General features: G+C 60.2%; 30 protein-coding genes and 1 tRNA gene. 29 read left to right on the top strand and 2 right to left on the bottom strand.

Going from position 1 to position 25,840, the window contains the following annotated elements; genetic code table 11:
- Positions 1-86: 86 nt before the first annotated feature.
- The 18 genes from ACFQND_RS15380 (at position 87) to tatC (ending at position 13,081) form a co-directional block, all read left to right on the top strand.
- Positions 87-1,046: an ABC transporter ATP-binding protein gene (locus ACFQND_RS15380; RefSeq protein WP_371439338.1), complete on the top strand. Its 960-nt coding sequence runs from the start codon at positions 87-89 to the stop codon at positions 1,044-1,046.
- The gene (locus ACFQND_RS15375) at positions 1,043-1,798 is read left to right on the top strand and encodes an ABC transporter permease (RefSeq protein ID WP_371439339.1); all 756 of its coding nucleotides are present in this window, start codon (positions 1,043-1,045) and stop codon (positions 1,796-1,798) included. Before ACFQND_RS15380 ends, ACFQND_RS15375 begins: the two co-directional genes overlap by 4 nt.
- A 7-nt stretch (positions 1,799-1,805) precedes the next feature.
- Positions 1,806-2,051 (top strand): BolA family protein, encoded by a 246-nt coding sequence (locus ACFQND_RS15370; RefSeq protein ID WP_371439340.1) that lies wholly within the window; start codon positions 1,806-1,808, stop codon positions 2,049-2,051.
- A gap of 24 nt (positions 2,052-2,075) precedes the next feature.
- Positions 2,076-3,350 carry a UDP-N-acetylglucosamine 1-carboxyvinyltransferase gene (gene murA, locus ACFQND_RS15365; RefSeq protein ID WP_371439341.1) on the top strand — a complete coding sequence of 425 codons (1,275 nt, stop codon included), beginning with the start codon at positions 2,076-2,078 and terminating at the stop codon, positions 3,348-3,350.
- Positions 3,347-3,985 carry an ATP phosphoribosyltransferase gene (gene hisG / locus ACFQND_RS15360; RefSeq protein ID WP_371439342.1) on the top strand — a complete coding sequence of 213 codons (639 nt, stop codon included), beginning with the start codon at positions 3,347-3,349 and terminating at the stop codon, positions 3,983-3,985. Before murA ends, hisG begins: the two co-directional genes overlap by 4 nt.
- A gap of 17 nt (positions 3,986-4,002) precedes the next feature.
- Entirely contained in the window at positions 4,003-5,346 is a 1,344-nt protein-coding gene (hisD, locus tag ACFQND_RS15355) for a histidinol dehydrogenase (RefSeq protein ID WP_371439343.1), read from the top strand.
- Positions 5,343-6,419 (top strand): histidinol-phosphate transaminase, encoded by a 1,077-nt coding sequence (hisC, locus tag ACFQND_RS15350; RefSeq protein WP_371439344.1) that lies wholly within the window; start codon positions 5,343-5,345, stop codon positions 6,417-6,419. Before hisD ends, hisC begins: the two co-directional genes overlap by 4 nt.
- Positions 6,416-7,033: an imidazoleglycerol-phosphate dehydratase HisB gene (hisB, locus tag ACFQND_RS15345; protein WP_371439345.1), complete on the top strand. Its 618-nt coding sequence runs from the start codon at positions 6,416-6,418 to the stop codon at positions 7,031-7,033. Before hisC ends, hisB begins: the two co-directional genes overlap by 4 nt.
- A gap of 104 nt (positions 7,034-7,137) precedes the next feature.
- On the top strand, positions 7,138-7,815 hold the full coding sequence (gene hisH, locus ACFQND_RS15340) for an imidazole glycerol phosphate synthase subunit HisH (RefSeq protein WP_371439346.1): 678 nt from the start codon (positions 7,138-7,140) through the stop codon (positions 7,813-7,815).
- A 53-nt stretch (positions 7,816-7,868) separates the two neighbouring features.
- Positions 7,869-8,609 carry a 1-(5-phosphoribosyl)-5-[(5-phosphoribosylamino)methylideneamino]imidazole-4-carboxamide isomerase gene (hisA, locus tag ACFQND_RS15335; RefSeq protein ID WP_371439347.1) on the top strand — a complete coding sequence of 247 codons (741 nt, stop codon included), beginning with the start codon at positions 7,869-7,871 and terminating at the stop codon, positions 8,607-8,609.
- Between the two features lie 156 nt (positions 8,610-8,765).
- Complete coding sequence (hisF, locus tag ACFQND_RS15330; RefSeq protein ID WP_371439348.1) at positions 8,766-9,545, top strand: imidazole glycerol phosphate synthase subunit HisF; 780 nt, start codon at positions 8,766-8,768, stop codon at positions 9,543-9,545.
- Positions 9,546-9,701: 156 nt separating this feature from the next.
- A complete protein-coding gene (hisI, locus tag ACFQND_RS15325; RefSeq protein WP_371439349.1) occupies positions 9,702-10,124 on the top strand; it encodes a phosphoribosyl-AMP cyclohydrolase in 423 nt (140 codons plus the stop codon).
- Complete coding sequence (locus tag ACFQND_RS15320) at positions 10,111-10,506, top strand: phosphoribosyl-ATP diphosphatase (protein WP_371439350.1); 396 nt, start codon at positions 10,111-10,113, stop codon at positions 10,504-10,506. Before hisI ends, ACFQND_RS15320 begins: the two co-directional genes overlap by 14 nt.
- A gap of 46 nt (positions 10,507-10,552) precedes the next feature.
- Positions 10,553-10,903 carry a DUF4870 family protein gene (locus ACFQND_RS15315; protein WP_371439351.1) on the top strand — a complete coding sequence of 117 codons (351 nt, stop codon included), beginning with the start codon at positions 10,553-10,555 and terminating at the stop codon, positions 10,901-10,903.
- A gap of 37 nt (positions 10,904-10,940) precedes the next feature.
- Entirely contained in the window at positions 10,941-11,300 is a 360-nt protein-coding gene (locus ACFQND_RS15310; RefSeq protein ID WP_371439352.1) for a histidine triad nucleotide-binding protein, read from the top strand.
- A 147-nt stretch (positions 11,301-11,447) separates the two neighbouring features.
- The gene (gene tatA / locus ACFQND_RS15305) at positions 11,448-11,693 is read left to right on the top strand and encodes a Sec-independent protein translocase subunit TatA (RefSeq protein WP_371439353.1); all 246 of its coding nucleotides are present in this window, start codon (positions 11,448-11,450) and stop codon (positions 11,691-11,693) included.
- Between the two features lie 46 nt (positions 11,694-11,739).
- Positions 11,740-12,219, top strand: coding sequence for a Sec-independent protein translocase protein TatB (gene tatB / locus ACFQND_RS15300; RefSeq protein ID WP_371439354.1), 480 nt, complete (start codon positions 11,740-11,742; stop codon positions 12,217-12,219).
- Between the two features lie 61 nt (positions 12,220-12,280).
- On the top strand, positions 12,281-13,081 hold the full coding sequence (tatC, locus tag ACFQND_RS15295; protein WP_371439355.1) for a twin-arginine translocase subunit TatC: 801 nt from the start codon (positions 12,281-12,283) through the stop codon (positions 13,079-13,081).
- 91 nt (positions 13,082-13,172) lie between these two features.
- On the opposite strand, the gene ACFQND_RS15290 is transcribed toward tatC, so the two are convergent.
- Positions 13,173-14,330: a S1C family serine protease gene (locus ACFQND_RS15290; protein ID WP_371439356.1), complete on the bottom strand. Its 1,158-nt coding sequence runs from the start codon at positions 14,328-14,330 to the stop codon at positions 13,173-13,175.
- A 217-nt stretch (positions 14,331-14,547) separates the two neighbouring features.
- Between ACFQND_RS15290 and cysK the strand changes: the two genes are divergently transcribed.
- The 4 genes from cysK (at position 14,548) to pdxA (ending at position 18,933) form a co-directional block, all read left to right on the top strand.
- Positions 14,548-15,471 carry a cysteine synthase A gene (gene cysK / locus ACFQND_RS15285; protein ID WP_371439357.1) on the top strand — a complete coding sequence of 308 codons (924 nt, stop codon included), beginning with the start codon at positions 14,548-14,550 and terminating at the stop codon, positions 15,469-15,471.
- 237 nt (positions 15,472-15,708) lie between these two features.
- The gene (locus tag ACFQND_RS15280; RefSeq protein ID WP_371439358.1) at positions 15,709-17,040 is read left to right on the top strand and encodes an MFS transporter; all 1,332 of its coding nucleotides are present in this window, start codon (positions 15,709-15,711) and stop codon (positions 17,038-17,040) included.
- 42 nt (positions 17,041-17,082) lie between these two features.
- Positions 17,083-17,856 (top strand): Nif3-like dinuclear metal center hexameric protein, encoded by a 774-nt coding sequence (locus tag ACFQND_RS15275; protein WP_371439359.1) that lies wholly within the window; start codon positions 17,083-17,085, stop codon positions 17,854-17,856.
- A gap of 33 nt (positions 17,857-17,889) precedes the next feature.
- Entirely contained in the window at positions 17,890-18,933 is a 1,044-nt protein-coding gene (gene pdxA, locus ACFQND_RS15270) for a 4-hydroxythreonine-4-phosphate dehydrogenase PdxA (protein ID WP_371439360.1), read from the top strand.
- 240 nt (positions 18,934-19,173) lie between these two features.
- On the opposite strand, the gene mscL is transcribed toward pdxA, so the two are convergent.
- Positions 19,174-19,602: a large conductance mechanosensitive channel protein MscL gene (mscL, locus tag ACFQND_RS15265; protein WP_371439361.1), complete on the bottom strand. Its 429-nt coding sequence runs from the start codon at positions 19,600-19,602 to the stop codon at positions 19,174-19,176.
- Positions 19,603-19,890: 288 nt separating this feature from the next.
- Here mscL and petA point away from each other — a divergent pair, with 288 nt between their 5' ends.
- The 7 genes from petA to ACFQND_RS15230 all read left to right on the top strand — a co-directional run bounded on the left by petA (position 19,891) and on the right by ACFQND_RS15230 (position 25,673).
- Positions 19,891-20,517: a ubiquinol-cytochrome c reductase iron-sulfur subunit gene (petA, locus tag ACFQND_RS15260; protein ID WP_371439362.1), complete on the top strand. Its 627-nt coding sequence runs from the start codon at positions 19,891-19,893 to the stop codon at positions 20,515-20,517.
- Between the two features lie 111 nt (positions 20,518-20,628).
- Entirely contained in the window at positions 20,629-22,038 is a 1,410-nt protein-coding gene (locus ACFQND_RS15255) for a cytochrome b (RefSeq protein ID WP_371439363.1), read from the top strand.
- Between the two features lie 17 nt (positions 22,039-22,055).
- Complete coding sequence (locus tag ACFQND_RS15250) at positions 22,056-22,811, top strand: cytochrome c1 (protein ID WP_371439364.1); 756 nt, start codon at positions 22,056-22,058, stop codon at positions 22,809-22,811.
- Positions 22,812-22,896: 85 nt separating this feature from the next.
- Positions 22,897-23,508 carry a glutathione S-transferase N-terminal domain-containing protein gene (locus tag ACFQND_RS15245; RefSeq protein ID WP_371439365.1) on the top strand — a complete coding sequence of 204 codons (612 nt, stop codon included), beginning with the start codon at positions 22,897-22,899 and terminating at the stop codon, positions 23,506-23,508.
- A gap of 140 nt (positions 23,509-23,648) precedes the next feature.
- Positions 23,649-24,197 (top strand): ClpXP protease specificity-enhancing factor, encoded by a 549-nt coding sequence (locus tag ACFQND_RS15240; protein WP_371439366.1) that lies wholly within the window; start codon positions 23,649-23,651, stop codon positions 24,195-24,197.
- A gap of 12 nt (positions 24,198-24,209) precedes the next feature.
- Positions 24,210-24,285, top strand: a tRNA-Thr gene (locus tag ACFQND_RS15235).
- Positions 24,286-24,449: 164 nt separating this feature from the next.
- On the top strand, positions 24,450-25,673 hold the full coding sequence (locus tag ACFQND_RS15230) for a tyrosine-type recombinase/integrase (protein ID WP_371439367.1): 1,224 nt from the start codon (positions 24,450-24,452) through the stop codon (positions 25,671-25,673).
- The last annotated feature ends 167 nt before the right edge of the window (positions 25,674-25,840 follow it).

Here is a 25,840-nt window from a genome sequence, read left to right as displayed (position 1 = left end):
CCTCCCGGGCGTCTGTCCGCGTCGCGCAGGGCTTTCCGGCAGCCCGCCGGCCCAAAAATGCATCAGCCCCTTAAAATGGCGGGCTAATGCCAGCCATTTCATTCCAGTCCGTCTCCAAAACCTACTCATCTGCACGAAGTCAAACGGGCCCCGTGGTCCGGGCCCTTGATGACGTGAGCTTTGACATCCAGCAAGGTGAGTTTTTCGGCCTGCTGGGCCCCAACGGAGCAGGCAAGACCTCGCTCATCAGCATCCTCGCAGGCCTTTCGCGGGCCAGCAGTGGTACCGTCAAGGTGCAGGGCAGTGATGTGGTGACCGATTACGCCAGCGCCCGCCGCAAGCTGGGGGTCGTGCCGCAGGAGCTGGTGTTTGACCCCTTTTTCTCCGTGCGTGAGGCGCTGCGCATCCAGTCGGGTTACTTCGGCATCAAAAAGAACGATGACTGGATTGACGAACTGCTGGTCAGCCTGGGCCTGGCCGACAAGGCCAATGCCAACATGCGCCAGCTGTCGGGCGGCATGAAGCGCCGCGTGCTGGTGGCGCAGGCACTGGTGCACAAACCCCAGGTGATCGTGCTCGACGAGCCGACGGCCGGCGTTGACGTCGAATTGCGCCAGACCCTGTGGCAGTTCATCGCCAAACTCAACAAGCAGGGCAGCACCGTGCTGCTGACCACCCATTACCTTGAAGAAGCCGAGGCCCTGTGCAGCCGCATCGCCATGCTCAAGCAGGGCCGGATGGTGGCGCTGGCGCAGACCTCCGAGCTGCTCAAGGCCGCATCGTCGAATGTGCTGCGTTTCAAAATTGATAGCGAACTGCCAAGGCATCTCGCCGACCAGGCCCGGATTACAGGCCGAATCGTGCAATTCCCGGCGCACAGCGCCCATGAAATCGAGCAATACCTGGCTGCCATACGCGAGGCCGGCCTGGTGGCCGAAGATGTTGAAATCCGCAAGGCCGACCTGGAAGACGTATTTCTTGATGTGATGGCCGAAAAGGCCGTGGAAGAACCGCTGGAACTCAATCTGGCTGGAGTGGCAACATGACCGGCTGGCAGACCCTTTTCTACAAGGAAGTTTTACGTTTCTGGAAGGTCGGCTTCCAGACCGTGGGCGCACCCGTGCTCACGGCCGTGATGTACATGCTGATTTTTGGCCACGTCATGCAGGGCAAGGAACTGGTTTACGGCCAGGTCGGCTACACCGCCTTCCTGGTGCCAGGCCTGGTCATGATGAGCGTGTTGCAGAACGCCTTTGCCAACAGCTCTTCGTCCATCATCCAGAGCAAGATCATGGGCAGCCTGGTGTTTGTGCTGCTCACACCCCTGTCGCATTGGGCCTGGTTCTGGGCTTACGTGGCCTCGTCCGTCGTGCGCGGGCTGGCCGTTGGCCTGGGGGTGTTTGTGGTGACGGTATTTTTCGGCCAGCCGGGATTTGTCGCGCCGCTCTGGATCATTGTGTTTGCCGTGCTGGGTGCCGCGTTGCTGGGCGCGCTCGGGCTGATTGCCGGCCTGTGGGCCGAAAAGTTTGACCAGATGGCTACTTTCCAGAACTTCATCATCATGCCGATGACGTTCCTGAGCGGCGTGTTTTACTCCATCCATTCGCTGCCGCCGTTCTGGCAAAAGGTCAGCCACCTGAACCCGTTTTTCTACATGATCGACGGTTTCCGTTACGGGTTTTTCGGCGTGAGCGATGTGTCGCCGTGGGTCAGCATAGGCATTGTCGGCACGGCCCTGCTTGTTGTCAGCGCCATTGCGATCAACATGCTGCGCACCGGCTACAAGATAAGACACTGAACAGAATATGACCAGCGAAGAACTTCAATCCATCATCATGGCGGGCCTGCCCTGCGAACACATTGAGCTGTCCGGCGACGGCAGGCACTGGTATGCCACCATTGTGTCCAGCGTCTTTGAAGGCAAACGCCTGATACAGCGCCACCAGAAGGTGTATGCCACCCTGGGCGGGCGCATGCAGACCGACGAGGTGCATGCCCTGTCGATGAAAACCTACACGCCTGCCGAATGGGCAGCCCATCCCCAGTCATAGCCCAGTCATAGACAAGCACAAAACATGGACAAGTTACTCATCAAGGGCGGCAAGTCGCTGGCCGGCACGGTCACCATTTCAGGCGCCAAGAATGCCGCGCTGCCGGAGCTGTGCGCAGCGCTGCTGACGGCCGATACGGTCACATTGCAGAACGTGCCGCGCCTGCAGGACGTCAGCACCATGCTCAAGCTGATCCGCAACATGGGTGTGACGGCCGAGCACAGCCCGGGCGATCCCGGTACGGTCACCCTGAACGCAGGCAGCCTGAGTTCACCCGAAGCACCGTATGAACTGGTGAAAACCATGCGCGCCTCCGTGCTGGCCCTGGGCCCGCTGCTGGCGCGTTTTGGCGAGGCCACGGTATCGCTGCCCGGCGGTTGTGCGATTGGCTCCCGGCCGGTTGACCAGCACATCAAGGGCATGCAGGCCATGGGCGCCGAGATCGCGGTGGAACACGGCTACATGATTGCCAAATTGCCCGCCGGCCAGAAAAGGCTCAAGGGCTGCAGCATCACCACCGACATGGTGACGGTGACCGGCACCGAAAACTTCCTGATGGCAGCCAGCCTGGCCGAAGGCGAGACCATTCTTGAAAACGCCGCGCAGGAGCCCGAGATCGGCGACCTGGCCGAAATGCTGATCAAGATGGGTGCGAAGATTGAAGGCCACGGCACACGCCGCATCCGCATCCAGGGCGTGGAAGGCCTGCACGGCTGCACGCACCAGGTGGTGGCCGACCGGATTGAAGCCGGAACCTTTTTGTGCGCGGTGGCCGCAGCCGGCGGTGACGTGGTGCTCAAGCATGGCCGCGCCGACCACCTTGATGCGGTGATCGACAAGCTGCGTGAAGCCGGCGCCACAGTGACGGCCGGAGACGGTTTTATCCGCATCCAGGCACAGGGCCGCATGAAGGCGCAGTCTTTCCGCACCACTGAATACCCGGGCTTTCCTACCGACATGCAGGCCCAGTTCATGGCGCTCAATGCCATTTCAACGGGCTCCAGCACGGTGACGGAAACGATTTTTGAAAACCGCTTCATGCACGTCAACGAGATGCTGCGCCTGGGCGCAAAAATCCAGATCGAAGGCAAGGTCGCTGTCATGGAGGGCGTTGAAAAACTCTCAGGCGCGACCGTCATGGCCACCGACCTGCGCGCATCCGCCAGCCTGGTGATTGCCGGCCTGGTTGCCAACGGCGAAACACTGGTGGACCGCATTTACCACCTGGACCGGGGTTACGACCAGATGGAAGCCAAACTGCGCGGCATAGGTGCTGATATTGAAAGGGTTAAAGCATGATTACCCTCGCCCTTTCCAAAGGCCGCATCTTCGACGACATCCTGCCGCTGCTGCGGACCGTTGGTATCGAGGTGCTGGACGACCCGGACAAGTCGCGCAAGCTGATCCTGGACACCAACCAGCCCGATGTGCGTGTGGTGCTGGTGCGCGCTACCGATGTACCGACCTATGTGCAATACGGCGGCGCAGATATCGGTGTGGTTGGCAAGGACACCCTGCTGGAGTCCGGCAACCAGGGCCTGTACCAGCCGCTTGATCTTCAGATTGCCAAATGCCGTATCAGCGTCGCCGTGCGTGAAGGTTTTGATTACACCGCCGCCGTCAAGCAGGGCTCTCGCCTGACCGTGGCCACCAAATACGTGGCGATCGCGCGCGAGTTTTTTGCCTCCAAGGGCGTGCACGTGGACCTGATCAAACTCTACGGCAGCATGGAACTGGCGCCGCTGACCGGGCTGGCCGATGCTATTGTGGACCTGGTCTCTACCGGCAACACGCTCAAGGCCAACCACCTGGTGGAAGTCGAGCGCATCATGGACATCAGCTCGCACCTGGTGGTGAACCAGACCGCGCTCAAGCTCAAGCAGGCGCCGATCCGCCGGATCATCGACGCCTTCTCGGCCGCAGTGAACAAGTAACACCCCTGGTAAATGCTATGAAATTGGTAGCTTCTCCCGCCCGTCTTTCAACCGCTGCAGCCACTTTTGATGCTGAATTCAAGGCGCGCCTGCACTGGTCGGCGGATACCGATGCGGCGATCGAGCAGCGGGTGGCCGATATCCTGGCGGACGTGCAGCAGCGCGGCGACGCGGCGGTGCTTGAGTACACGGCACGTTTTGACGGGCTCAATGTTGCCGGCATGGGCGAGCTCGAACTGACCCAGGCCGAGCTGAAAGCCGCATTCGAAGCGATTCCTGCCGCCCAGCGTGATGCGCTTGAGGCTGCGGCCCGCCGTGTGCGCACTTATCACGAGGCTCAAAAGAAAGCCAGCGGCGAGAGCTGGAGCTACCGCGACGAAGACGGCACCTTGCTGGGCCAGAAGGTCACGCCGCTGGACCGCGTCGGCATCTATGTGCCCGGCGGCAAGGCAGCCTATCCCTCATCGGTGTTGATGAATGCCATCCCTGCCCATGTGGCCGGCGTCGGCGAGATCATCATGGTCGTGCCCACGCCCAGGGGTGAAAAAAATGCCCTGGTGCTGGCTGCTGCCTACGTGGCCGGCGTGACCCGCGCCTTCACCATTGGCGGTGCGCAGGCCGTGGCCGCGCTGGCCTACGGCACGCAGACCGTGCCCAAGGTCGACAAGATCACCGGCCCCGGCAATGCCTATGTGGCCAGCGCCAAAAAGCGCGTTTTTGGTACGGTTGGCATTGACATGATCGCCGGCCCGTCTGAAATCCTGGTGCTGGCCGACGGCACAACACCCGCCGACTGGGTGGCCATGGACCTGTTCAGCCAGGCCGAACACGACGAACTCGCGCAAAGCATTTTGTTATGCCCGGACGCTGCCTATATCGATGCGGTGCAGGAAGCCATCAACCGCCTGCTGCCGGCCATGCCGCGCGCAGAAATCATCGCCAAATCGCTGACCGGCCGTGGTGCATTGATCCATACCCGCAGCATGGAAGAAGCCTGCGAAATTAGCAATCGCATCGCCCCTGAGCACCTGGAGGTATCCAGCCGCGATCCGCACAAATGGGAGCCGCTGCTCAAACACGCGGGTGCGATTTTCCTCGGTGCCTTCACCAGCGAAAGCCTGGGCGACTACTGCGCCGGCCCTAACCACGTGTTGCCCACCAGCGGCACGGCACGCTTTTCCAGCCCGCTGGGTGTTTACGACTTCCAGAAACGCTCCAGCCTGATCGAGGTGAGTGAAGCCGGTGCCCAGGTGCTGGGCAAGATTGCCGCCGAACTGGCTTACGGCGAAGGCCTGCAGGCACATGCGCGTGCCGCGGAATTGCGCCTGCACACCGTACCCGACATGAAGGTGAAAAAATGAGCGCGCTGGCCCCCAGGTTCAAAAAACTCATCCGTCAGGACGTCCAGTCCATGCACGCCTACGCCGTCCAGGAATCCGCCGGCATGGTCAAGCTGGATGCGATGGAAAACCCGCACCGCCTGCCGGCCGCGCTGCAGGCGCACCTGGGCCAGCGCCTGGGCGCGCTGGCGCTGAACCGCTATCCCGATGGCCGCGTCAACGACTTGCGCCGTGCACTGGCTGACTATGCGCAGATGCCCGAAGGTTTTGACATCATGCTGGGCAACGGATCGGACGAGCTGATCTCGCTACTGGCCATGGCCTGTGATGTTGAAGGGGGCTCTATCCTGGCACCGCTGCCGGGTTTTGTGATGTACGGCATGAGCGCGCAATTGCAGGGGCTCAAGTTCATAGGGGTGCCGCTGACGGCCGACTTTGAACTCGATGAAGCGGCCATGCTGACCGCGATAGCCGAACACCAGCCGTCCATCATTTACCTGGCTTACCCGAACAACCCGACAGCCAATCTGTGGGACGACGCAGTGATCGAAAAAATCATAGCGGCGGCGCCGGGGCTGGTGGTGCTGGACGAGGCCTACCAGCCGTTTTCCAGCAAGAGTTATATAGACCGCCTGGCCGGACACAGCCATGTGCTGTTGATGCGCACCCTGAGCAAATTCGGCCTGGCCGGTGTGCGTCTGGGCTACATGATGGGCCCGAAAGCCCTGATTGCCGAGATCGACAAGGTGCGCCCGCCCTACAACATCAGTGTGCTGAACTACGAGTGCGCGCTGTTTGCGCTTGAGCACCGCGACGTGTTTGCGGGGCAGGCGCAGGATCTGGTTGCGCAGCGCGCCATGCTGTTTGAAGCGCTGGCCGCCATGCACGGTGTCAAGGCCTGGAAAAGCGATGCCAACATGATCCTGATCCGTGTGCCCGATGCCAGCAAAACCTTTGAGGGCATGAAGGCCAGGGGTGTGCTGGTTAAAAACGTTTCTAAAATGCATGTATTGCTGGCCAATTGTTTGCGCCTGACCGTCGGTACCGCGGATGAGAACACGCAAATGCTGGCGGCGCTGAGAGAATCCTTATGACTACCCCCACCACCATCGCTCCCCGCACCGCGGAAGTCTCGCGCAACACTGCCGAGACCAAAATCACCGTCAAGCTCAACCTTGACGGCACCGGCAAGTCCAGCCTGTCCACGGGCATTGGCTTTTTTGACCACATGCTGGACCAGATCGCCCGCCACGGCCTGATCGACCTGGACATCCACGCAGAGGGCGACCTGCACATCGACGGCCACCACACGGTGGAAGACGTAGGCATCACGTTTGGCCAGGCGGTTGCCAAGGCTGTTGGCGACAAAAAAGGCTTGCGCCGTTATGGCCACGCCTATGTGCCGCTGGATGAAGCCCTGTCGCGCGTGGTGGTTGATTTTTCCGGCCGCCCCGGGCTGGAAATGCATGTGCCCTTCAAGAGCGGCATGATAGGCACTTTCGACAGCCAGCTCGCCTACGAGTTCTTCCAGGGCTTTGTGAACCACGCGTTTGTGACGCTGCACATAGACAACCTGCGCGGCGACAATTCGCACCACCAGGCTGAGACCGTGTTCAAGGCCTTTGCCAGGGCCCTGCGCATGGCGCTGGAGATAGACCCGCGTGCCGCGGGCATCATTCCCTCGACCAAGGGCTCGCTGTTGGGTTAAAACATGCTTTTAGGCATACTTTTGACCTCCAGCCCAATCAATACGTGCGCAACCAGCTATAAATTCAGTAGCGCCGTGCGACGCGCGCGACGCTCTTTTATCTGATGACAAAACCTAAAACAGTGGCGGTGGTCGATTACGGCATGGGCAACCTGCGTTCGGTCTCGCAGGCCGTGCAGCATGTGGCCAAAGGCAGCGGCTTTGAGGTCGTAGTCACTTCAAAAGCCGAAGACGTGATGAATGCCGAGCGTGTGGTGCTGCCTGGTCAGGGCGCGATTGCCGACTGCATGCGCGAGCTGGCCGAATCCGGCATGCAGGAGGCCGTGCTGCACGCAGCCGCCAACAAGCCGCTGTTTGGCGTTTGCGTCGGCATGCAGATGCTGCTGACGCACAGCGAAGAAGGTGTGCCGGGTGATGGCGGTGTTGGTACAAAAGGCCTGAACCTGATTCCCGGCGAAGTCAAGAGATTTGACCTGGCTGGCCGCATACAGCCCGACGGCAGCCGCTACAAGGTTCCGCAAATGGGCTGGAACCAGGTTTACCAGTCGTCGCCTGCCCATCCGGTCTGGGCCGGTGTGCCCGATGGCGCCTATTTTTATTTCGTGCACAGTTTTTATGCCCATCCGTCTGATACGCGCCACACTGCGGGCGAGGCGGAGTACGGTACGCGCTTTACGGCGGCGATTGCACGCGATAATATTTTTGCAACACAGTTCCATCCGGAAAAGAGCGCGGACCAGGGTTTGGCCCTGTACCGCAATTTCCTGCTCTGGAACCCGTGACCTGCCACCATTACCTCTTTTAACCGCTAACTTTTCCGCTTTTTTACCGCAACATGCTACTTATCCCCGCGATTGACCTGAAAGACGGCCACTGCGTTCGCCTCAAACAGGGCGACATGGATCAATCCACCGTCTTCAGCGAGGATCCGGCCGCGATGGCGCGCAGTTGGGTTGACAAGGGTGCGCGCCGTCTGCACCTGGTGGACCTGAACGGCGCTTTTGCCGGCAAGCCCAAAAACGAAGCAGCCATCAAGAAAATCCTGGCCGAGGTAGGTAGCGAAGTCGACGTGCAACTGGGCGGCGGTATCCGTGACCTGGACACGATTGAACGTTACCTCGATGCCGGCCTGCGTTACGTCATCATTGGCACGGCAGCGGTCAAAAATCCCGGTTTCCTGCAGGACGCCTGCACCGCATTCGGCGGCCATATCATCGTCGGCCTCGATGCCAAGGACGGCAAGGTCGCCACCGACGGCTGGAGCAAGATGACCGGCCATGAGGTGATTGACCTCGGCAAGAAATTCCAGGACTACGGCGTCGAAGGCATCATCTACACCGATATCGGCCGCGACGGCATGCTGACCGGTATCAACATGGAAGCCACCGTCAAGCTGGCCCAGGCACTGACCATTCCGGTGATTGCTTCCGGCGGTTTGTCCAGCATGGCGGATATTGAAGCGCTGTGTGAAGTCGAGGACGAAGGTGTTGAGGGCGTGATTTGCGGGCGCTCCATCTACAGCGGCGACCTGGATTTTGCTGCCGCGCAGGCGCGCGCCGACGAATTGAACGGCTAGAGGCTCCCATAAATCCGATTCCCGGGCGCATGGCGGCGTTGCGCGGTGCCCGGAATCCTCATGCACCTGAGTGCATTCCGGTGTCCTGCGCTCCGGGCGCCTCACCCTGCATCCTGATAATCGAATTTCTGGAAACCTCCAAAGTCCGCCAAGCCAATGCTCGCTAAAAGAATCATCCCTTGCCTGGACGTCACCGGTGGCCGCGTGGTCAAGGGCGTCAATTTCACCCAGCTGCGTGACGCGGGCGACCCGGTGGAAATCGCCGCGCGCTACAACGAGCAGGGCGCCGACGAACTCACTTTTCTGGACATCACGGCAACCAGTGATGGGCGCGACCTGATCCTGCCCATCATCGAGGCTGTGGCCTCACAGGTGTTCATTCCCCTCACCGTGGGTGGTGGGGTTCGCACCGTTGAAGATGTGCGCCGCCTGCTTAACGCCGGGGCTGACAAGACCAGCTTCAACTCGGCTGCCATTGCCAATCCGCAGGTGATTGAGGACGCTTCCGCCAAATACGGCGCGCAGTGCATCGTCGTGGCCATAGACGCCAAACGCCGCAGCGAGGAAGACGCCCAAAAGCGCGGCGCGGGCTGGGACGTCTACAGTCACGGCGGACGTAAAAATACCGGCCTCGACGCCGTCGCCTGGGCCACTGAAATGGCGCGGCGCGGCGCCGGCGAGATCCTGCTCACCAGCATGGACCGCGACGGCACCAAGTCAGGTTTTGACCTGGCCCTGACCCGTGCAGTGAGCGATGCCGTCAGCGTGCCCGTGATCGCTTCCGGAGGCGTCGGCAACCTGGAACACCTGGCCGACGGCGTACAGAGCGGCGGCGCAGACGCCGTGCTGGCTGCCAGCATTTTTCATTACGGTGAATACACGGTGCAGCAGGCCAAGCAATATATGGCTTCGCGCGGCATTCCGGTGAGGTTGTGACGCAACCCCCGTAGGCTTCGCGCACTTCGTGTCGCTGCGCCTTCCCCCCTGCTGGGGCGGCATCTGCGGTCCGGCAAAGCCGGCCCCTCGATGCCCTTGACCGGAGGGTTTTTGTGCTGCAATCGGCCACTCTCCAAATCCCGGACAATAGACCCCATGACCAAGAATTGGCTAGATGACATAAGCTGGGACGACAAGGGCCTGGTTCCCGTGATTGCGCAGGAAGCCGCCAGCGGCGACGTGCTGATGTTTGCCTGGATGAACCGCGAGGCGCTGCAAAAAACCGCGGAACTTGGCCAGGCGGTGTACTACAGCCGCTCGCGCGGGCGCTTGTGGCACAAGGGCGAGGAATCCGGCAACCAGCAGACGGTGCATGAAATCCGCCTGGATTGCGACAACGACGTGATCCTGCTCAAGGTCACGCAGCTTGGCCATGAGCCCGGGATTGCCTGCCACACCGGCCGTCACAGCTGCTTTTTCAGCGTGTATAAAGACGGCCAGTGGGTAGTGACCGAGCCGGTCCTGAAAGACCCGAAAAGCATGTACAAACAAACTCCCGGCAAACATGACCACGAATGACTCCCTGCTGCGCCTGGCGCAGATCATTGAAAGCCGCAAGGCGGCCAATGGCGGCGACCCTGAAAAAAGCTATGTGGCGCGCCTGTTGCACAAGGGCCCGGATGCCTTCCTGAAAAAAATCGGCGAGGAAGCCACCGAAGCCGTCATGGCCGCCAAGGACATTGACTGCGCGGCCAGCCACGGCAGCGCAAGCCCGGAACTCAAGGGAAAACTTGTCGGCGAGGTGGCCGATTTGTGGTTCCACAGCCTGATTGCGCTGGCGCATTACGGCCTCAGCCCGGCGGACGTGATTGCCGAACTGGAGCGCCGCGAGGGCACCAGCGGCATTGAAGAAAAAGCACTGCGCAAGGCGCAACACCGCGACGCGGCTGAAAAGCCCTGAGCGGGCCGGCATTTTTTGATTTTTTACCTGGACAGGAGCCCAAACCATGGAAACCGATCTGGCCGAATTTGAAGTCAAGAGTCCCCAGGACCGCACCATCATGCACGTGCTGTATGGCCTGCACACGCTGGCCTGGTTCAGCGGCGGCGTGTTCGCGGTGATCGCGGTGATCATCAATTACGTGCGGCGGGCCGACGAGAGCGACGCTTTTTACGTCATGCACCACAACTACATGATTTCCACTTTCTGGTGGACGCTGTTGTGGCTGGTGGTGCTGTCGCCGCTCTGGCTGCTGTTTGTGCTGCCGGGGTTTATCGCCTACGGCATCGTCTGGCTCTGGTACCTGTACCGCTGCGTGCGCGGCTGGATGCGTTTTAACAGCCAGCAGCCGGTCTGACGCTACAACATTTACATACAGACTCTCAAACATTCGCATGAGCCATCCTGACAACTGCATTTTTTGCAAGATCGCCGCGGGCACCATCCCCAGCCGCAAGGTTTATGAGGACGAAGAACTGTTCGCTTTTCACGACATCAACCCCTGGGCGCCGGTGCACTTCCTGATGATTCCCAAGGCGCACATCCCCTCGATGGCGCAGGTAGGGCCCGAACATGAGGCGCTGCTTGGGCGCATGATGGTGCTGGCGCCCCGGCTGGCGCTGGAGCAGGGCTGCAATCCTTATCCAGAGGGCGGCTACCGCATCCTGACCAACACCGGTGCCGAAGGCGGGCAGGAAGTGCATCACCTGCACTTTCACGTGATAGGCGGCCCCCGGCCATGGCTTAAAGGCTGAGCCGGCAAAAAAACAAGGGAACCCCGGGGGCAGCAAGGCACACTAACCCGGGAGGCCAATGTGTGTAATCGGCGATCCACCGGGCATGCCCCTTAGAATCGACCGAGTTATCTGCAAAACCTGCAAATTTAGGATTAGGAGCAAAACATGGGTTCATTTTCCATATGGCACTGGTTGATCGTGCTGTTGATCGTGGTCATGGTGTTCGGCACCAAAAAGCTCAAGAACATGGGCAGCGACCTTGGCGGCGCCGTCAAGGGCTTCAAGGACGGCATGAAGGACGGCAGCAGCCAGGCTGCTGAAGACAAGCCTGTTCCACCGGCCGGCCAGGTGACCAACGCCCAGGCTGCCGACAAGACCACCATCGACGTCGAAGCCCGTCAAAAGTCCTGAACTGATTCAGTGACAGCCATTTGTCCTTTCAGGAAGCAGGCCCGCCGTGATTGATCTGGGCGTCTCCAAGATCGCCCTCATAGGCGCGGTCGCGCTGATCGTGATCGGCCCCGAAAAGCTGCCGCGCGTCGCCCGTACAGTCGGCACCTTGCTGGGCAAGGCGCAGCGTTACGTGGCCGACGTCAAGAGCGAAGTCAATCGCTCCATGGAGCTTGACGAGCTCAAGAAGATGAAGGAAACCGTCGAGGGTGCGGCCCGCGACGTCGAGAATTCCATCCAGACCAATGCCAGCGATTTTGAGAAATCCTGGTCTGAAGCGATCGGTGACAGCTCCTCAGGCGCGCTGCCCGGCATGGAGATCTTCCCCGAATACAAACACCCCAAAAAGAAGTGGCGGCTCAAGACCGGTGCCACGCCGCAGTGGTACAAGGCCCGCTCAGGCACACGGACCAAGGCGCAATCCGGCGCAGCGCGTGTGGCGCGGTTTCGTCCCCGGCCGGGCGCCCGCTTCGGCGACAACGGCTGAGCTGCTTTAATCCACTCCCGCGCGCTGACCGGCGCGATTCACACGGCGCAAACTTCTTCCCATGAGCGATTCCAACACCGACAAGCCTGACGAACTCGCAGGCACAGAGCAGCCTTTTGTACAGCACCTGATGGAGCTGCGCGACCGGATGATCAAGGCGGTGATTGCCATTGGCGTGGTCGCCGCCGTGCTGGCGATCTACCCGGGCGCCAGCGCGCTTTACGACATCCTGGCCGCGCCGCTGGTGGCGACCCTGCCCAAGGGCGCCACGCTGATCGCCATCAGCGTGATCACGCCGTTTGTGGTGCCCATCAAGATACTTTTCATGGCGGCCTTCATGATTGCGCTGCCGGTGGTGCTTTACCAGGTGTGGGCCTTTGTCGCGCCAGGCCTGTATTCGCATGAGAAAAAACTGGTCATGCCGCTGGTGATTTCCAGCACGCTGCTGTTTTTTATCGGTGTGGCCTTCTGCTACTACTTCGTGTTCGGCCAGGTCTTCAAGTTCATCCAGAGCTTTGCACCCAAGTCCATCACGGCCACGCCGGACATCGAGGAATACCTCAGCTTTGTGCTGGGCATGTTCCTGGCGTTTGGCCTGGCGTTCGAGGTGCCGATTGCCGTGATTTTGCTGGTTCGCATGGGCATACTCAGCGTCGCCCAGCTGCGTCAGTACCGCGGCTATTTCTGGGTGATTGCCGCCATAGGCACCGCGCTGGTCACGCCGCCCGATGCGGGCTCCATGATCATGCTGCTGATGGTGGTGGGCGGTTTGTACGAGGTCGGCATCCTGGCCGCACAACTGTTCGTCAAACACACCAAGGCGCCTGATGCCGACGCCGACACCGAAGCTGCCAAACCTTAATTTCTCAAGCGTTTTGGGCCTGTAGCCCTCAGGAAACGGGCGCAGCCAGCTATTGTTTAAATAGCAAAATCAAACAGAAACACCTGCCTGGTCAGCGCGGCACCTTGGGTCGCTGGCGCTTTCCTGGGGTGACTGCAATATCCGTCGTGCTGTCTTTGCGCAGCACGGTCAGGGGCGCTGCAATACCCGGCTTGAGCATGGCCACGGCGCTGAGCAGTTCGGTGACGCTGCCTACGGCCTTGCCGTCCACTGCAGTGATCACGTCACCAGGCCGGATGCCGGCCTGTGCCGCCGGGCCGTTTTGCAGCACGCCGGTGATGATCACGCCGCCTTTTTGTACCGCGCCTGCCTTGATGTTGAAGGTTTCGGCCAGCTCAGCGTTGAGTTCCTGGGGTTCGACGCCAATCCAGCCGCGTGTCACCTGGCCGTCCTTCACGATGCTTTCCAGCACCTGCTTGGCGGTGGATACGGGAATGGCAAAACCTATGCCCATGGAGCCGCCCGAGCGGGAGTAGATCGCCGTGTTGATGCCCATCAGCGCGCCGTTCACATCGACCAGCGCACCGCCCGAGTTGCCGGGGTTGATCGCGGCATCGGTCTGGATGAAGTTTTCAAAGGTGTTTATGCCCAGCTGGTTGCGTCCCAGGGCGCTGACGATGCCGCCGGTCACGGTCTGGCCCACGCCGAAGGGGTTGCCTATGGCCAGCACCGGGTCGCCTACCTGGAGCGCGTCGGAGTTGCCCAGCACGATGACCGGCAGCTTGTCGAGGTCGATTTTCAGGATCGCCAGGTCGGTGTCGGGGTCTGTGCCAATGACCTTGGCCTTGGCCTTGCGCGTGTCGTTGAGGATGACCTCGATCTCGTCGGCACCCTCGACCACGTGGTTGTTGGTCAGGATGTAGCCGCTGGGGCTGATGATGACGCCGCTGCCCAGGCCACCCTGCGGTTCGCCGCGGCCCTGGTCGCCGAAGAAAAACTTGAACCATGGATCATCGGCCTGCGGGTTCCTGGCGGCGGCCTTGCTGGTGTTGATGCTGACCACCGCTGCGGATGCGATTTTTGCCGCCGAGCTGAAGCTGCCGACCGGGCCGGTGCTGCGCTGTACGCTGCTGGCGGGCGCCTCTATGACCGACACGGCAGTAAAGGACGGCCTGCGGTCCAGCCACTGCGGCTTGAGCGTTGCCACCACAAAATAGGCCGCGAGAAACACCGTGACGGTTTGGGAAAACAGGAGCCAGAATTTGCGCATGGTGGGTGGCCGGAAAAGGCTGTAAGTAGGCGATAGGTGTCAGCTGGGGGCGGGCAGGGTGGGCCGGGTTATTGGCTCGAACCTTTGCCTGTCCTGATTTTCGCCCAGTTTGTGCCCCGTGATGCGGTATGCATGACAGAGCCGCGAAAAGCGATAATTTATTTGTTCGGCATACTGGGTCGCATCCCCTTGTTCGTTTCACCCTCAGGAGACAGCCATGAAAGCTTCCAGCGTCCTCGCCACGATAGGCAATACCCCGCACATCCGCATCAACCGCCTGTTTGGCGCGGCCTGCCAGTCGCACCAGATTTACGTCAAGTCCGAGCGCAGCAATCCCGGCGGCTCCATCAAGGACCGGATTGCCCTGAGCATGGTCGAGGCCGCCGAAAAGTCGGGTGCGCTGAAACCCGGTGGCATCATCATCGAGCCGACGTCGGGCAACACTGGTGTGGGGCTGGCGGTGGTGGCGGCCGTCAAGGGCTACAAGCTGGTGCTGGTGATGCCCGAGAGCATGAGCATTGAGCGGCGCCGCCTGATGCTGGCTTACGGTGCGAGTTTTGATCTGACGCCGCGTGAAAAGGGCATGAACGGCGCCATCGCGCGCGCCAGGGAGCTGCTGGCGCAAACGCCGGGGTCGTGGATGCCGCAGCAGTTTGAGAACCCGGCCAACATCGAGGTGCATGCCCGCACCACGGCCGCGGAAATACTCGCGGATTTCCCCAACGGCGTGGACTACCTCATCACGGGCGTGGGCACGGGCGGCCACCTGACCGGCGTGGCGCAGGTGCTCAAGGCGAAATTCCCGAATACAAAAGTCTTTGCCGTGGAGCCCTCGGCATCACCCGTCATCAGCGGTGGCAAACCTTCACCGCACCCCATCCAGGGCATAGGCGCGGGTTTTATCCCTGCGAACCTGCACACCAGCCTGCTGGACGGCGTGATCCAGATCGAAGGCGATGCGGCCAAGGACTTTGCGCGCCGCAGTGCCGTCGAGGAAGGTTTGCTGGTCGGCATTTCTTCGGGCGCAACGCTGGCCGCGATTGCCCAGAAGCTGCCGGAAATCCCGGCGGGCAGCACGGTGCTGGGTTTTAACTACGACACCGGCGAGCGTTATCTTTCGGTCGAAGGTTTTCTGCCCTGAGCCCTGGCAGCCGGCCTTGCGGGGCTGGCGAAATGCCGGGATAGGTAAAAACCCTTAGAATATGGGGCTGGCTGTGCAAGCCGACCTGTTCCTCGCGACCGTCCCCACATCTGACTGCCGCCCGCCCAGCGCCAGGATCCATGGCGCGCCTGAACGGCCGCTGGCGGCAGGCGGCAACCCCGCCTGTCCTTCTCGCGCAGCCCGCTTCAAATCCTGTTGATTGCATTGGGAAGCCTCATGACCACCTTGAACCCCGCTAACGGGGGAGCCACTGCCGCGCCTTCGCGCACCCTGAACCGGCACGATTACCAGACGCTGGGCCTGTCTGCCCTGGGCGGCACGCTGGAGTTTTACGACTTCGTGATTTACGTCTTTTTTGCCACGGTACTCGGCAACCTGTTTTTCCCGGCCGACATGCCCGACTGGCTGCGCCTGCTGCAGACTTTTGGCATTTTTGCTGCCGGTTACCTGGCGCGCCCCATAGGCGGCATTGTGATTGCGCACTTCGGCGACAAGCTGGGCCGCAAGCGCATGTTCACCCTGAGCATTTTCCTGATGGCTGTTCCCACGCTGGTGATCGGCCTGCTGCCGACCTACGCCAGCATTGGCGTGGCAGCGCCGCTGCTGCTGCTGGCCATGCGTGTGCTGCAGGGCGCGGCAATCGGCGGTGAGATGCCCGGTGCCTGGGTGTTTGTCGCCGAGCATGTGCCAGCCAAACGCTACGGCCTGGGCGTGGGCACGCTGACGGCGGGCATCACGGGCGGCATCCTGCTCGGGTCGCTGGTTGCGATTGCGCTGAACAAGCACTACACGCCCGTCGAAGTGAACGACTTTGCCTGGCGCATTCCTTTCATCCTGGGCGGCATTTTTGGCCTGATCTCGGTTTACCTGCGCCGCTTTTTGCAGGAGACCCCGGTGTTCCAGGAAATGGCGGCGCTGCGCCATGGTGCTCGCGAGATGCCGGTCAAAACCATCCTGCGCGAGCACCGGGCCGCCAGCGTGCTGGTCGGCCTGCTGACCTGGGTACTGTCGGCCGCCATCGTGGTGGTGGTGCTGTTCACGCCGACCTACCTGCAAAAAGTGCACCACATCCCGGTGACGCTGGCACTTGAGGCGAATGCCGTGGCCACGCTGATGCTGACCCTGGGCTGTGTGCTGGTCGGCTGGGCGGTGGACCGCTTCGGGACGCGGCTTGTGATGCTGCTGGGATTTCCCGGCCTGTTCATCACGTCCTACCTTTTTTATACCGGCCTGCCCGGAACGCCGGTTTCGCTGGTGCTCGGCTACGCTTTGGTGGGCCTGTTTGTCGGCATCATTGCCGTCGTGCCCATGGTCGGTGTGCGGGCGTTTCCTGCGGCCGTGCGGTTTACCGGCCTGTCCTTTTCCTACAACATGTCCTATGCGATTTTTGGCGGCCTCACGCCCATCATCATCACGACATGGCTGCAAAGGGATGTGATGGCTCCGGCTCACTACGTCGGCGGGCTGGCCGTGCTGGGTTTTGTGGTGGGCCTGCTGCCGCTGAGCCACCGCGGGCACATGGGTAAAAAAGACGGTCCAGCCAGTTAAGGCCGGCCTGGCGAAGACGCCCGGGCCTGAGACAATCGGGTCATGAGCACTTCCCCACCAGCAACCCGACAAGACCTGCTGCAAGCCTTTGATGCGCTGCTGCAGCCCGAGCGCTTCAAGGACTACGGGCCGAACGGCCTGCAGGTTGAAGGCAAGGCTGAAGTGCGCAAAATCGTCTCCGGTGTCACCGCCAGCCGCGCGCTGATAGCCGCCGCGATAGAGGCGCAGGCGGATGCGATTTTTGTGCACCACGGCCTGTTCTGGCGCGGCCAGGACGGCCGCGTGACAGGCTGGATGAAGCAGCGCCTGGCGCTGCTGCTGGCGCATGACATCAACCTCTATGCCTACCATTTGCCGCTGGATGCGCACCCGCAACTGGGTAATAACGCGCAGCTTGGCGTGCAACTGGGCCTGACGGCGACTGCGCGTTTCGGCGAGCAGGACCTGGGCTTTCTGGGCGGCAAAACCGATGGCGGCAGCTTCAATACGGCCGAAGAGCTCGCCGAAACCATTAAAAATGCATTAAAAAGGCCTGTAGTCGTTGTGGGAAGCGCGCAATCAGCTATTAAAAAGATAGCATGGTGCACTGGTGGCGCACAGGGCTATTTCGAAGCAGCGATTGCCGCCGGGGCAGATGCCTTCATCACCGGCGAAATTTCCGAGCCGCAAGCCCACTACGCCCGCGAGATGGGTGTGCCCTTTTTTGCCTGTGGCCACCATGCGTCCGAGCGTTATGGTGCGCCGGCAGTCGCTGCGCATGTGGCCGAACAGCTGGGCCTGGCGCACGAATTTATCGATATTGACAACCCGGCATAAGCGCAGCGCAGTGCGCGGCACGAAGGTATTCCAATGAACAAACCCCTGCTCGTCACCATGGGCGACCCGGCCGGCATAGGCCCTGAAATCATCGCCAAAGCTTTTCGTGATTCACCGGCAGAACTACAGGGCTGTGTAGTGGTCGGCGATGTCGCGACCATGCGGCGCGCTGCGGCGCTGACAGCCGCGCCTTTGGCCCTGGCGGTCGCGCAGCTGGAGACCTCGCCTGCCGGTTTTTCAGCGCCGCCACGCTGCATCCCGGTGCTGCAAAAATGTGAGCTGGCTGCGCCTGTCCCTTATGGGCGGGTGAGCGCTTCGGCTGGAAAAGCCGCAGCCGACTGCATTGTCTGGGCCGCGCGCGCCGTGCTTGCCGGTGAGGCAGCTGGCATGGTGACTGCGCCGGTGCACAAGGAGGCGCTGGCGGCTGCCGGGGGCTGGGTGGCGACATTCCCGGGCCACACCGAAATGCTGCAGGCCGAGGCGGCCACCTTTCTGGGCAAACCCGTGCAGGACGTGCCGGTGCGCATGATGCTGGCCAATGACGAACTCAAGACTGTGCTGGTGAGCATTCACATGTCACTGCGCAAGGCGATAGATGCGGTGACCTTTGACAACGTGCTGCAAACCCTGCGCATCACGCATGCCGCCGTGGGCGCCAGCCTGGGCCGGCCGCCGCGCATCGGTGTGGCTGGCCTGAACCCGCATGCTGGCGAGGGCGGGCTGTTTGGTGATGAAGAACAGGCCATCATTGCGCCCGCCATCGCCGCCGCGCGGGCCGAGGGCCTGGATGCGAGCGGTCCCTTTGCACCAGATACCGTTTTTATGCGGGCCCGCAATACGGCGGACAGGCCCGGCGAGTTTGATGTGGTGGTGGCGATGTACCACGACCAGGGACTGATCCCGGTCAAGTACCTCGGGGTGGAGCAGGGCGTCAATGTGACGCTGGGCTTGCCCATGGTACGCACCAGCCCTGACCACGGCACGGCGTTTGATATTGCCGGGCGCGGCATGGCCGATGCGTCCAGCTTGCTGGCGGCCATCAGCATGGCGCGAAAACTGCTCCCCGGAAAGACCTAGAAGGCTTCAAAGCCAATGCTTTCGGGCGCAAGCTGCTACTAAGTAAATAGCATCGCCATGCCTTCGCAAGCAGGGGCCGCGCGTCCGGCTTTGCCGGCGCGGAGGCGCCGCCCCTGGAAGGGGGAGGGCGCTACACGCAGTGAGCTTCCGACAGGGTGAACTGATCTTGCCAGCCGGCAGGCGCCGTCCCCTGCAGGGGAGAGGCCCGCTACACGAAGTGAGCGAGCCACAAGGGGGTGCTTATTTCTTCAGGCTGTCGCGGATCTCGCGCAACAGCATCACGTCTTCCGGCGTGGGCGCCGGTGCTGCAGGTGCCGCCGGCGTTTCTTTCTTCATGCGGTTGATTTGCTTGATCATCAGGAAAATGATGAATGCAAGGATGGCAAAGTTGACCGCCACCGTGATGAAGTTGCCGTAGGCAAATACCGGCACGCCGGCTTTTTTCAGCGCGTCCAGGGTCGTGGCGGTTCCCGCAGGCACGCTGCCCAGCACGATGAACAGGTTGGAAAAATCAATCTTGCCTATCACTGCCCCCACCACCGGCAGGATCAGGTCGCTGACCACGGAGTCGACAATCTTGCCGAATGCTGCACCGATGATCACGCCAACGGCGAGATCGACGACGCTGCCCTTGATGGCAAATTCCTTGAATTCCTGCATCATTCCCATGAGTTTCTCCTTTTTGTTGCTCGGTCATTGGCTCAGTGGTGGGCATTGCACCCTGGCGAGATTTTCGAAAAGGTTTTTCGAAGCATGATTATGGGGGCTGGAGTTGTTTGAGTCAGCCCTGCGCCTGATTTGCCCGCAGCAATCCGCCCCGGCCTCAAAAAAGCGCGCGCCTGTGGTACGTGCGCATCTGTGCCTGGCTCGGTACCCTTGAAAAACGAGTTCGCGCTCCGCTACAATTGGGGGTTGTCCCCACTAAGCCTTTTTCAAGCAAGTTCTTGAAGGACTCTCATGACCCAAGCAAGCGAGAATGGTGCGCCACAAGGTGCGCCTCTAGATAAAGATAAAAGAAACTGGATCGTTGCCACGGCCGCTGTAGGCGGCATTGGTGCAGTCGCTACCGCAGTCCCCTTTGTAAGCACTTTTCAGCCCTCGGAAAAAGCGAAAGCAGCCGGTGCAGCCGTAGAGGTCGACATCTCGGCCGTCAAGCCCGGTGAAAAAATCACCGTCGAATGGCGCGGCAAGCCGGTCTGGATCGTCAAGCGCACGCCCGAGCAACTGGCAGAGTTGCCAAAGCTCGACGCCTTGCTGGCCGACCCTGAGTCCAAGCGCAAGCAGGACGAACTCACCCCTGTGTATGCGCGCAATGAAGGCCGCTCAATCAAGCCCGAAGTTTTTGTGGCGGTCGGCATTTGTACCCATTTGGGCTGCTCGCCTTCGGACAAGTTCCAGCCCGGCGCGGCTGGTGGCATGTCTTCGGACTGGGGCGGCGGCTTTCTCTGCCCTTGCCACGGTTCCACTTTCGACATGGCCGGCCGCGTCTATAAAAACAAGCCCGCGCCCGACAATCTGGAAGTTCCCCCGCACATGTACCTGTCAGACACACGGCTGCTGATCGGTGAAGACAAAAAGGCCTGAAGGCGTCTCTCGTAACCCTGAGTCCCCTCAAAAGAGCTTGTAGCCAGCGCCCGATACCGAACAACAACGAACAGGCGCTCGCCAAAGAACCCCACCGAACCAGGATCAGTTATGGCTGAATTCAAAGAAATTTCCCCCGATGCACCGCTCGCCGACAAGGCGATGAACTGGATCGACAACCGCTTCCCCGCCAGCAAGCTCTACAAAGAGCACATGAGCGAGTACTACGCACCGAAGAACTTCAACTTCTGGTACATCTTCGGTTCGCTGGCCATGCTTGTACTGGTGATCCAGATCGTCACCGGTATCTTCCTGACCATGAACTACAAGCCCGATGCCGCGCTGGCATTTGGTTCGGTCGAGTACATCATGCGCGATGTGCCATGGGGCTGGCTCATCCGCTACATGCACTCCACCGGCGCATCCGCGTTCTTTGTGGTGGTCTACCTGCACATGTTCCGTGGCCTGATCTACGGCAGCTACCGCAAGCCGCGCGAGCTGATCTGGATTTTCGGCTGCGCGATTTTCCTCTGCCTGATGGCCGAAGCCTTCATGGGTTACCTGCTGCCATGGGGCCAGATGAGCTACTGGGGCGCCCAGGTCATCGTGAACCTGTTTGCCGCGATTCCCTTTATCGGTCCTGACCTGGCGCTGCTGATCCGCGGCGACTACGTGGTCGGTGATGCCACGCTGAACCGCTTTTTTGCTTTCCACGTGATTGCCGTGCCGCTGGTACTGCTGGGCCTGGTGGCCGCGCACATCATTGCGCTGCATGAAGTCGGCTCCAACAATCCCGACGGCGTCGAGATCAAGGGTCCGAACGCCCCCAAGGACGCAGCTGGCCATCCGCTGGACGGCATTCCTTTCCATCCGTACTACACGGTGCACGACATTTTTGCTGTCTGCATGTTCCTGATGGTGTTCACCGCCATCATTTTCCTGGCGCCTGAATTCGGTGGCTACTTCCTCGAGTACAACAACTTCATCCCGGCCGATCCGCTGAAGACGCCTTTGCATATCGCCCCGGTCTGGTATTTCACGCCGTTCTATTCGATGCTGCGTGCCATCACCAGCGAGATGATGTATGCGTTGATTGCCTGCGTTGCGGCAGCGGCTGTGTTTGGTGTCGTCAAAGCCAAAATTGCAGGCCTGTTCAAGGCCGTGATCGTTGTTGCCGCCGTTGCCGTGATCGCTGCGATGCTGATGATCGACGCCAAATTCTGGGGCGTGATGGTCATGGGCGGTGCTGTCATCATCCTGTTCTTCCTGCCATGGCTCGACAACAGTGAAGTCAAGTCGATTCGTTACCGCCCGAGCTGGAACAAATACCTCTACGCAATCTTTGTGCTTAACTTCCTCGTGCTGGGATACCTGGGCGTGCAGCCGCCATCCCCGATTGGCGAACGCGTGTCTCAGGTGGGAACGCTCTTTTACTTCGGCTTCTTCCTGCTGATGCCGTGGTGGAGCCGTCTGGGCACCTTCAAGCCTGTTCCTGATCGCGTGATTTTTTCCGCCCACTGAGCTGGAGAACCATAACAATGAAAAAACTGATCCTCGCCCTGATTACAGCGGTTGGCCTGGTGGCTGGTGCCCAGGCATCGGAAGGCGGCATCGCCTGGGACAAGGCACCGAACAAGACCAATGATCTGGGTGCCCTGCAAAACGGCGCCAAGCTGTTTGTCAATTACTGCCTGAACTGCCACTCGGCGGCTTTCATGCGCTTCAACCGCCTCAAGGACATCGGCCTGACGGACCAGCAGATCAAGGACAACCTGCTGTTCACCACTGAAAAAGTCGGTGACACCATGAAGGCCTCGATCGATCCGAAACAGGCCAAGGACTGGTTTGGCGGCAACCCGCCCGACCTGACCGTGATCGCCCGTTCGCGCGCAGGTGCCCATGGCACTGGTGCCGATTACCTCTACACCTACCTGCGCACCTACTACCGTGACGACACCAAGGCAACGGGCTGGAACAACCTGGCATTCCCCAGCGTGGCCATGCCCAATGTGCTGTGGGAGTTGCAGGGCCAGCGCAAGCCGGTCTACGACGAGATGGAAGAGCACGGCCACAAGGTGTCCGTCTTCAAGGGCTGGGAGCAGGTGACCCCCGGCGCCATGAGCCCCTTGCAGTACGATCAGGCCGTGGGTGACCTGGTCGGCTACCTGCAGTGGATGGCCGAACCGGCGCAGAACACCCGCGTTCGTGTCGGTGTCTGGGTACTGATGTTCCTGCTGGTCCTGACCTTTGCCGCGTGGCGCCTGAACGCTGCGTTCTGGAAAGACGTCAAGTAATTTTTCGCCGGGGCTTGTTCCCCGGCACCTTCTGGAGTGGATGCTTTTGATGTGTCCACTCCTTTGCATTTAGGAGTCCCGTACCATGATGGTCCTTTATTCAGGCACAACCTGCCCTTTCTCGCACCGCTGCCGTTTTGTGCTGTTTGAAAAAGGCATGGATTTCGAAATCCGCGACGTGGACTTGTACAACAAGCCGGAAGACATCAATGTCATGAACCCCTATGGCCAGGTGCCCATCCTGGTCGAGCGCGACCTGATCCTGTACGAGTCGAACATCATCAACGAGTACATCGACGAGCGCTTCCCGCACCCGCAACTGATGCCCGGCGATCCGGTCGACCGCGCACGTGTGCGCCTGTTTCTGCTGAACTTCGAAAAAGAGCTGTTTGTGCATGTCAACACGCTGGAGTCGCGTGCCTCCAAGGGCAACGACAAGGCGCTTGAAAAAGCCCGCTCCCACATCAAGGACAGGCTGACGCAGCTCGCGCCCATCTTCCTGAAAAACAAGTTCATGCTGGGCGACAACTTCTCCATGCTGGACGTGGCGATTGCACCGCTGCTCTGGCGCCTGGATTACTACGACATCGACCTGTCCAAGAACGCTGCGCCGCTGCTCAAATATGCAGAGCGCATTTTCTCGCGCCCAGCCTACATTGAAGCGCTGACGCCATCCGAGAAAGTCATGCGCAAGTAATATGGCCCCCACGTTCGTCACTGCGTGTACTTCACTGCCCCCCGAGGGGGCGCTGCGCCTGCGGCCCGGCAACGCCGGTTCCGCGGCCCCGGCTGGTGAAGAGTGCGCCGCTATGGTCCGGGTTTAACTTGGCTGAATTCATGAACGCGCTGGACGCAACTTCAACACGCCCCTACCTTGTACGGGCGCTGTATGAGTGGTGCACCGACAACGGCTTGACGCCCTATGTTGCCGTGGCCGTCGATGAGACCGTGCAGGTCCCGCGTGAGTATGTCAAGAACAATGAAATCGTGCTCAACATCAGTTTTGATGCAACCTCATCGCTCAAGCTGGGCAATGATTTCATCGAGTTCAAGGCAAGGTTCGCAGGGAGCGCGCGCGACATCATGGTGCCCATAGGCCGTGTGATTGCGATTTACGCCCGCGAAAATGGCCAGGGCATGGCCTTTCCGCTGGTCGTTCCATCGTCGTCGGGTCTTGTCGCGCCGGCGGATGATTCGCAAGCGGGTGCGCCAGCCGAAGTAGCAGCACCACCAGCATCTGCTCAGCAGCAGTCTGCGCCGGAAGGCCGTATCGTGCAGCTGGTGCCGACAGACAACAGTACACCGGCAGGTGATGGTGACTCCGAACCGCCGGAACCACCAAAACCAAAGCAGGGTTCGCGTCCTTCGCTCAAGCGAGTCAAGTAAAATAGTTTTTGTGCCGATTTAGCTCAGTTGGTAGAGCAACCGCCTTGTAAGCGGTAGGTCATCAGTTCGATTCCGATAATCGGCACCATTTATTTGTTCAAAGAGATCCAGAAGGATCCAAAAAAGCCGCTTCCTCAGAGGGAAAGCGGCTTTTTTATGCCCAAACGCGTCCAATGCCATCCAACCAAATACCGTCACTTTTGACGGTATATTTGACGGTACTTTTCTAAGAATTTAAAAAGTACCGTCATCATGCCCCTAACAGATCTTCAATGTCGCACCATTTCGTTCTCTGATGCTCCTAAAAAGCTAGCAGATCAAGGCGGTCTATACCTGCTTGTGAAACAATCAGGGAAGTATTGGCGGTGGGACTATCGGCACCTCGGAAAACGCAAAACGATGGCTTTGGGAACATATCCTGAGGTCACGTTAGTAAGTGCTCGCAAAAAGCAGATGGAGCAGAAGCAGGCTCTTCTGGAGGGGCGCGATCCTATGTCAGCCCGAAAGATCGCCAAGTTCGCTGCCATTGCAGCGTCCGGCAATTCCTTTGAGGAGGTGGCCAGGGCCTGGCACAAAGGCAAGTCAAAGAAGTGGGCGGAGGTGACCGCTGATAAGACCATGGCCCACATGGACGCCGATCTGTTCCCGACGATTGGGAGCCTGCCTGTAGCGCAGATTACTGCGCCACTTCTTCTCGCTGCGCTCAGAAAAGTGGAGAAGCGGGGTGCTGCCTACACGGCCACTCGCCTACGCGAAATCTGCGGCCAGATCTTCCGGTACGCCATTGCCACGGGTCTTGGAACATACAACCCAGCGGGTGACCTGAAGGGGGCTATTGAAACGCCTAAAGTGGTTCATAGGCCGGCAATTACCGACCCAAGAGAACTGCAAAAATTCCTGAGTGATTTGCGTGAGTGGGATGCCGCGGATCAATTGACTCTGTCGGCGACCAAGCTCGCTCTTCTCACTTTTGTTCGCTCTCAAGAGCTAAGGCTTGCAAAATGGGATGAGGTCGACTTTGAGAAGCGTGAATGGCGTATCCCGGCAGAAAGAATGAAGACAGGGAAGGGCCTCAGGCAGGCGCATATTGTCCCGCTGTCAAATGAAGCGCTGGATGAATTCCAGCGCATCAAAGATGATTCATTTGGGTCTGAGTACATCTTCCCGAATGTCCAGGGGGATGACAAGTGGATGAGTGAGAACACCATCGGGAGGCTACTGGTGCGCATGGGATATGGACAAAAGCAGACTTTGCATGGGTTCAGGGCCACGGCACGTACTCTATTGTCCGAAAGAGGGTGGTCTGAGGCAGCCTTGGAGCGGCAGCTTGACCACAAAGAGAATGACATGGTCAAGGCGGCTTATGCCCGCAGTAAGCACTTGGTCGAGCGGCGGCTCATCATGGAGGACTGGGGACAGGTCGTGAGTTGCCTAGAGAGTGGACAGGGGATGCCCCCGGCACCAACGTCCTCATAATCCTTTGGTCCACAGTTCAAGTCTGTGACGCCCTACCATTTATATAGCGTCAGTGCTGGAATCCCTGCTATCGAATCGGTAGCGGGGATTTTTCTTTTTATGCCGTTGCCAGATCGTTGCCAGATTTTTGGTGGTTGCTGTTGAATTCCATAGGACGCTGTTGGACG

The sequence above is a fragment of the Polaromonas aquatica genome (assembly GCF_042659145.1).
Lineage (GTDB): Bacteria > Pseudomonadota > Gammaproteobacteria > Burkholderiales > Burkholderiaceae_C > Polaromonas > Polaromonas aquatica.
The sequence above is the reverse complement of the archived record's forward strand: the minus strand, read 5'-3'. Positions and strand labels throughout refer to the sequence as shown.